The 7427-nt window shown below is 59.4% G+C and carries 7 protein-coding genes; 3 read left to right on the top strand and 4 right to left on the bottom strand.

Features of this window, described 5'->3' with window-relative positions; genetic code table 11:
* Positions 1-559 precede the first annotated feature (559 nt).
* From CKW24_RS14630 to CKW24_RS14620, 3 genes are all read right to left on the bottom strand, one after another.
* Positions 560-1558, bottom strand: a complete 999-nt coding sequence (locus CKW24_RS14630) for an NADP-dependent oxidoreductase (protein ID WP_095168894.1) — start codon at positions 1556-1558, stop codon at positions 560-562.
* Positions 1559-1631: 73 nt separating this feature from the next.
* Positions 1632-2420, bottom strand: a complete 789-nt coding sequence (locus CKW24_RS14625; protein WP_095168893.1) for an SDR family oxidoreductase — start codon at positions 2418-2420, stop codon at positions 1632-1634.
* A 53-nt stretch (positions 2421-2473) separates the two neighbouring features.
* Entirely contained in the window at positions 2474-3574 is a 1101-nt protein-coding gene (locus CKW24_RS14620) for an alkene reductase (protein ID WP_095168892.1), read from the bottom strand.
* A 149-nt stretch (positions 3575-3723) separates the two neighbouring features.
* Between CKW24_RS14620 and CKW24_RS14615 the strand changes: the two genes are divergently transcribed.
* Positions 3724-4311 carry a TetR family transcriptional regulator gene (locus CKW24_RS14615; protein WP_177440653.1) on the top strand — a complete coding sequence of 196 codons (588 nt, stop codon included), beginning with the start codon at positions 3724-3726 and terminating at the stop codon, positions 4309-4311.
* A gap of 44 nt (positions 4312-4355) precedes the next feature.
* On the opposite strand, the gene CKW24_RS14610 is transcribed toward CKW24_RS14615, so the two are convergent.
* Positions 4356-5396, bottom strand: a complete 1041-nt coding sequence (locus CKW24_RS14610; protein WP_095168890.1) for a zinc-dependent alcohol dehydrogenase family protein — start codon at positions 5394-5396, stop codon at positions 4356-4358.
* A 233-nt stretch (positions 5397-5629) separates the two neighbouring features.
* On the opposite strand from CKW24_RS14610, the gene CKW24_RS14605 reads away from it, so the two are divergent.
* Both CKW24_RS14605 and CKW24_RS14600 read left to right on the top strand, forming a co-directional pair.
* Positions 5630-6112, top strand: a complete 483-nt coding sequence (locus CKW24_RS14605; protein ID WP_095168889.1) for an Lrp/AsnC family transcriptional regulator — start codon at positions 5630-5632, stop codon at positions 6110-6112.
* A gap of 111 nt (positions 6113-6223) precedes the next feature.
* Entirely contained in the window at positions 6224-7417 is a 1194-nt protein-coding gene (locus CKW24_RS14600; RefSeq protein ID WP_095168888.1) for a diguanylate cyclase, read from the top strand.
* Positions 7418-7427 lie beyond the last annotated feature (10 nt).

Here is a 7427-nt window from a genome sequence, read left to right as displayed (position 1 = left end):
GGGCGCCCCGTTAACCACGCTGGCCGAACGCAGGCTTGAAGCCGTGGGTAACCCGGCAGGACGCCGGGTTAGCCGCCCCGCGCCATGGATGGCGCGTGGCGGCGGCCCACGGATTCAAGCCGGAGTGAGGGAACACCGAGCCTAAGCGAGGTGCCGAGTGGTGGGGCAAGAGCCTTTTGCTTACTTTTGGGCTCCTCCAAAAGTGAGCCGCTGTAAAAGCGGAACCATAGGAGGCCGTTACCGCAAAAATGGATATGTACGCGGTCTAATCCAACACCCCAGAGGCCCAGAGCTCAAGACCCAAGCAGGTCTCTCTCTCCACAGATGGAAAGTCGCACCACAGTTGTGAAGATACCTACGCTAGTGTCAGGAAAGCCCAAGTCTTGAGGGGCGTCCTACTGCTCAAGCATCAAGCTGCGCCAAACGATTACAGGCGGTTCAACGGGCACAACGTCCGGTTGCTGCTTGCGCAACTCTGGCGGCGTCACCACGGGCGATGACGGTTGAAGCGGCAAAGGCTGCGCAGTGTCTGCGGTCGATTCATCGCTAGGCACCTTGTTCATTTGAGGATAACTACCACCTTACCCTTGGCGCGTCCCAGCTCGACGTACTGCAAGGCCTCGGCCGTGGATTCAAAGTCGAAACAGCGGTCAATCACAGGCTTGATGATTCCGGCCTCAACCAGCTCGGTAATGTGTTGCAGTTGGGCGCCATTGGCCCGCATGAACACGAACCCGTAGCTGACGTTCTGCTTGCGTGCCTTGCGCCGAATACCCAGGCTCAGCAGGCGCATGATTTGCTGCAGCGGCCAGGACAACCCTTGCTCCCGAGCGAACTGCGCAGTGGGTGGCCCGGAGATGGAAATGAGTTGACCACCGGGCTTGAGGACCTTGAGTGACTTCTCCAGTACGTCGGCGCCGAGGCTGTTCAACACCAGGTCATAGTCGTGCAGGACACTTTCGAAATTCTGCTGGCTGTAGTCGATCACCACATCGGCCCCCAGCGCCTTCACCCATTCGACATTGCGGGTGCTGGTGGTGGTCGCGACAAAGGCGCCGAGGTGTTTGGCCAGTTGGATGGCGAGGCTGCCGACACCGCCGGAGCCAGCGTGGATCAGCACTTTCTGGCCCTGTTGCAGTTGTGCGGTTTCCACCAGCACTTGCCAGGCCGTCAGCGCGACCAAGGGGATGGACGCGGCCTGCACCATGTTGGTATTGGCAGGTTTCAGGGCGATCGCGTTTTGGTTAACCGCGATCAATTGAGCGAACGTCCCGATCCGCGCTTCGGGCGGGCGAGCATAGACTTGGTCTCCCGGTTTGAAACGCGTCACTTGCGAGCCAACCTCCACCACCACGCCCGCCAGGTCATTGCCCAGTATCAGCGGAAATGCATAGGGCAGGATCAGTTTGAATTCGCCTTTGCGGATCTTCGAGTCCAGCACGTTGACGCTGCTGGCGTGCACCTCGATCAACACATCCTCGGCGCCCACCGTGGGGGCGGGCGCTTCGCCAATGCGCCCGGTGTGCTTGCCATAGCGATCAATTAAAAATGCCTTCATCGTTGTGTGGCTCTTGTCGATTGCAATAGGGGTGGGCGCAGGGTTTGCGGCGTTGCCGTTCGCTACAAAACAATCACGCCGGGTTTTGGTAGCGCTGGGCAACCGCAGACTGGCGGATCTGCTGCAGCAGGCCCTGGCGTGCGGTCTGCAGGCCATCCCAGCGCTCAGCTTCCTGCAGCGGCGGGATAGTCACCGGCTCGCGCCGATCAAAACCGACCAGCGCGGCATCCACCAGGTCGCCGACTTCCATGATTTCATTCAAGGTGTTGATGTCGACGCCGGAGCGATCCCAGATCTCCGTGCGGGTGGCGGCCGGCAGCACGGCCTGCACATAGACGCCCCGAGGCGAAAGTTCCAGGCTCAGGCCTTGCGAGAGGAACAGCACAAACGCCTTGGTCGCACCGTAGACCGTCATGCCGAACTCTGGCGCAAGGCCCACCACCGAACCGATGTTGATGATTGCACCATCACCGGTCTTGGCCAGGCGCGGGGCGATGGCGCTGGCGAGTCGCACCAGTGCCGTGGTGTTGAGGGCGACCAGTTGCGCAATGCTCTCGGTGCTTTGCTCGATGAAGTGGCCGGACAGCGCTGCACCGGCATTATTGACGAGGATGCCGATACGGGCGTCGTCGCGCAGTCGGGACTCCACGGTTGTCAGGTCGCCGAGTTGGGTCAAGTCCGCTGGAATGACATCGATGGCGACCTGGTGTGTGCTGCGCAACCGGGCTGCCAGTGCATCCATGCGAGCCTGGTCGCGGGCGACCAATACCAGGTCGTGGCCGCGTTCGGCGAAACGTTCGGCGTAGACGGCGCCAATGCCGGTGGAGGCGCCGGTGATAAGAACAGTAGGACGAGTGCTCATGGGGTCATATCTCTTGCAGGATGGGTGATGACAGCAAGCGCGATCACTGATGCTCAGCTTGCGCTGGCGTTTGATTCAGCCAATGTCGGGTAGTCGATGTAGCCCGCCGAGCCGCCGCCATAGAGGGTGGCGGGATTGAAGGCGGACAATGGCGCGCCACTGCGCAGGCGTTCCACCAGGTCCGGATTGCCAATGAACGGGCGCCCGAACGCGATCAGATCGGCCTGGTCTGCGGCGACCTGCGAAGTCGCCAGGTCCAGGTCATAACCATTGTTGGCGATGTAGGTGTCTTTGAAACGCCGGCGCAGGGCGCCGAAATCGAAGGGCGCCACATCACGCGGGCCACCGGTCGCGCCTTCGACCACATGCAGGTACACCACGCCGAGGGCGGCGAGTTGATCGACGACGTAATCGAATTGCGCCTGCGGATCGCTGCTGGAAACGCCATTGGCTGGCGACACCGGCGACAAGCGCACGCCAGTACGATCCCTGCCGATTTCATCGACGACGGCGGCCGTCACCTCGAGCAACAGGCGCGCACGATTTTCGATCGAACCGCCGTAGGCATCGGTGCGCACGTTGGCGCTGTCCTTGAGGAACTGATCCAGCAGATAGCCGTTGGCGCCGTGAATCTCTACGCCATCGAACCCGGCGGCGACAGCGTTTGCCGCGGCCTGGCGAAAGTCGGCGACGATCCCCGGTAGTTCGTTGATGTCCAGTGCGCGCGGTTCGCTGACGTCTTCAAAGCGGTTGTTGACGAATACTTTTGTCGCGGCGCGCACTGCCGAAGGGGCGACGGGGGCGGCGCCGTTTTCCTGTAGGTCAACGTGCGACACGCGGCCGACATGCCAAAGTTGCAGGAAGATTTTTCCGCCCTTGGCGTGGACGGCAGTGGTCACTTCACGCCAGCCCTCTATTTGCGCCTGCGTGTAGATCCCGGGGGTGTCCTGATAGCCCTGGCCTTGCTGGGAGATCTGCGTCGCTTCGCTGATCAGCAGACCTGCGCTCGCGCGCTGGCTGTAATAGGTGGCCGCGAACTGGCTTGGCACAAAGCCTGCGCCTGCGCGGTTGCGGGTCAGTGGCGCGAGGACGATACGGTTCGACAGCGTAAGGGTGCCGAGGGTGTAGGGGGTGAACAGATTCTGGTCGCTCATCTGGTATGTCTTCCGTGCCCGTTGATGGAGGTCGGTGGTGCGTGCAATTAGGATGATGATCGAAATCTAAACTGTCAATGGTTTTGATTATGACCAACATCTATGTATCATTGCGGGCATGACTTCCCAATGCACATGAGGTATTGCACGTGAGAGTGACCAAGGCCCAGGCGCAGGCCAATCGGGAGCACATCGTTGAAACGGCCTCTGAGCTGTTTCGTCAACGCGGCTTCGACGGCGTCGGTGTGGCGGATCTCATGGCGGCCGCCGGCTTCACCCACGGCGGGTTCTACAAGCATTTCGCTTCGAAAGCCGACCTGATGGCCGAAGCCTCGGCTTGCAGCCTTTCCAAATCCCTGGCGGCTGCTGAAACGCTCGATGTTGCGGGCTTCATCGACGTCTATGTGACCCGCGAACATCGCGATGGACGCGGCACGGGTTGCACCATGGCGGCGTTGTGTGGCGACGCGGCGCGTCAAACGGATGATTTGAAAGCGACGTTTGCCGAAGGGATCGAGCACACCCTGCAGACACTGGGGGAGAAATACCCGACGAGGCCGGATGCCGCTGCGGATGAGGGGAGAAAGAAGATGATCGACCTGCTGTCCCGTGCGGTCGGTGCGATTGTTTTGTCGCGTGCCTGCCCGGATGACTCCGCCCTGGCGGATGAGATCCTGGAGGTGTGCCGCGCGCAAATGTTTGCTTCGTTGTCGCTCAATGAGGTGGAGACAGAGTAGGGGAAAGCCGCGCTCTGCAGCGCGGCTTCGGCTGGCGTCACGGGTTAAAACTCGGTTATGACGGTTACACCAGCCGTCTCGAGCCGATCCATATTGGTCAACGCGTCGATAGACTGCTCCAGGCTGATGGTTTTACCCACGAGTTTTTCAGGCGCCAGCTTGCCTGAAGTGATCATCTCGAGCATGGCGTCATAACGATGCGCTTGCATGCCGTGGCTACCGTAGATCTCCAGTTCGTGCGCAATCACCTTGCTCATGGGGACCGCCGGCGTGGCGTGATCAGCGAGCATCAGCCCCACCTGGACGTGTTTGCCGCGACGACGCAGGTTGTTGATGGAGTTGAAACAGGTGGTGGGGTGACCCAAGGCGTCCAGCGATACGTGGGCACCACCCTGGGTGATTTCCAGCACGGCTTCGGTGACGTCCGCGACGCACTGGGCATTGAGGGTGGCGACAGCGCCTAGCGCGCGTGCCAGTTCGAGTTTTTCCTCGCAAATATCGATGGCGATCACGTTCGCGCCGATGGCGTGGGCGATCATCACCGCAGACAGGCCGACTCCTCCGCAACCATGAACCGCTACCCACTGGCCGGCGCTGACCTTGCCTTGGTCAACGACTGCACGGAACGAGGTGGCGAAGCGACAACCCAGGCTTGCGGCGGTAGCGAATTCCATGCTCTCAGGCAATGAGACCAGGTTCAGATCGGCCTGATGGATGCCGACGTACTCGGCAAAAGAACCCCAATGAGTGAAGCCAGGTTGGAACTGCTTGTGGCACACCTGCTGATTGCCGCTGTTGCACTCTGCGCAAGCACCACACCCGCCCACGAACGGCACGGTCACACGGTCGCCGACCTTCCATCGCGTGACGTCTTTTCCCACCTCGGCCACGATGCCCGCGAGCTCATGACCCGGCACATGCGGCAGTTCAATGTCGGGGTCATGACCTTTCCAGCCATGCCAGTCGCTGCGGCATACACCTGTGCCAAGAACCTGGATAACCACACCATGCCGTTCCGGAGACGGATCTGCCACGTTCATCAGGCGCGGCGGCTTGGAAAACGCTTCGTAGACGACTGCTTTCATTCAAGTTCCCTATGTTGGGTTGGGCGATGCGACAGATGCGGACTCAACCGGCTACCCGTGCTGAGTCATTCGGCCTGGTGTTGTTTTTCACCCTCGACGCGCTTCGAAGCATCACGAACCAGGCATCTCCATTATGAATAAACGCCTTGAAATTACCCTTCAAGTTGCAATTGACGGAGTGCAAGATCTGAAATTAACCTTCATTTATCGATCTGAATATGAGGAGTTATTTCATGCTTGAGCAACTTGATAAGGCGGACCTTGCAATATCAGAACGTCTGCAGCGAGACGGTAAGCTGTCGAATGTCAAGCTGGCCGAGCAACTCTCCCTCAGCGAAGCGTCCTGTTGGCGCAAGCAGAGGCGGCTTGAAGAGTGCGGCGTTATCGAGGGATACCAAGCCATACTCAGCCGCAAGAAACTAGGGCTAGGCCTTACCGCTTTTGTGCAGATCTCGTGCACTGATCACAGCGAAGAAGCCACCGCATTATTTGAAAAGATTATCCAGTCGGCCCCACAGGTATTGAGTTGCCACAACACCACGGGCGAGGCGGACTTTCTACTTGAGGTGGTTGCACGGGACTTGGATAGCTACAGCCGCTTTGTCGAAAAAGTCCTGAGGAAGCTCCCTGGCGTTTCAAGTATTCGCTCAAACCTTTCCCTGCGTGAAATGAAGACCACCAATCGACTGCCCGTCACCGAGCTCTTGAGCATCTGAATGCTGGTAGGACAGGCGCCCTGACGTTGATGATCGATGTGTTCGACAAACTGACCGGCTACTCAACTAGACTCGACCAGAGCTGCTCCTGACATCGCCTGGTGAGACTTCATGATTGCCCATACCCCCACGCTTTTTGCCTGTGTCGCCTTAGTAGCTACGATCATGGCGTTTTGTCTGATATTGGTCGGCCAGTTCAACCAGCGTGACGGCTTGCTGACCATTGGCTTTGGTTTGCTAGCACATGCCCTGGCTTACGTTGGATACACCTTATACGGCCATGCCCCGTTGTGGTTGACCTACGGGGTGGCGAACACATTGCTGGCGGTGGCCCTGGCTTTCTACGGGGCCAGTGTATTTCGGATCGTCGAGTTGCCCGTCGCCTGGTGGCAGATCTTCGCGCTGGCTGCATTGATGTTGGTATTGATGGCGAGTCTGATCGACACCCTGGAGCCGCGCATGCTCGCCGCCACGCTGGTGTTGATGGTGCAGTGCGGCCTGATCATCTACTGGACGCGCCGCTACGTCCCCGCTCAAGGGCGTGCGCGCATGCTGTTGATCATCGGCTCGAGTATCAGCCTGATCGGTTTGGGCATGCGGGTGGTAGCCATCCTCGGCGGCGGTGCTGCCGAGATGCGTTATGACGTGAGTAACCTCAAGCAAACCATCTCAGTCAGTATCGGCACGTTCACCGCGATGATGATTTCCCTCGGGTTGGTGCTGCTTGCCAAAGAGCGCAGTGAGTCGTTATTCCAGCGCCTGGCGTTACGCGATGTATTGACCGGGATTCTCAATCGTAGAGCCGTCCTCGAGCAGTTTTCCAATGAGCTGGAACGCGCGCGTCGAGACGCTTCCTACCTGGCGGTGGCGATGGTAGATATCGACCATTTCAAGCAGATCAATGATGTGCATGGACACCTGGCGGGTGATGAGGTGATTTGCCACTGCGTCAACCATCTCACCCAGCGCATTCGTGAGTCCGACAGTATTGGCCGTTATGGCGGTGAGGAGTTTCTGCTGTTGCTTCCCCGCACCAGCCCCGAAAGCGCTGTGGCGGTTCTGGACGAGTTGCGCGCTTCGGTGGCTGAGTCACCGGCTCGGTTCGGTGAGGCAACCATCTCATTGCGCATCAGTGTGGGGGTGTGCTGCGTGGTGCCAAATGACGATGACAGCATGGCAAGCCTGCTTGAACGTGCGGATGCAGCGCTTTATCAAGCCAAGGGGCAGGGGCGTAATACCTTGTGTTTGGCACCGTCGAATGTGCATCACGGTAAACCCAACTGCGTGAATGTCGTTGAGCACTGAACGCGAACGC

The organism is Pseudomonas sp. Irchel 3H3 (assembly GCF_900187635.1).
In the GTDB taxonomy this organism is placed as follows: domain Bacteria; phylum Pseudomonadota; class Gammaproteobacteria; order Pseudomonadales; family Pseudomonadaceae; genus Aquipseudomonas.
Note: the sequence above shows the minus strand (reverse complement) of the source record. Positions and strands in the feature narration are given on the sequence as shown.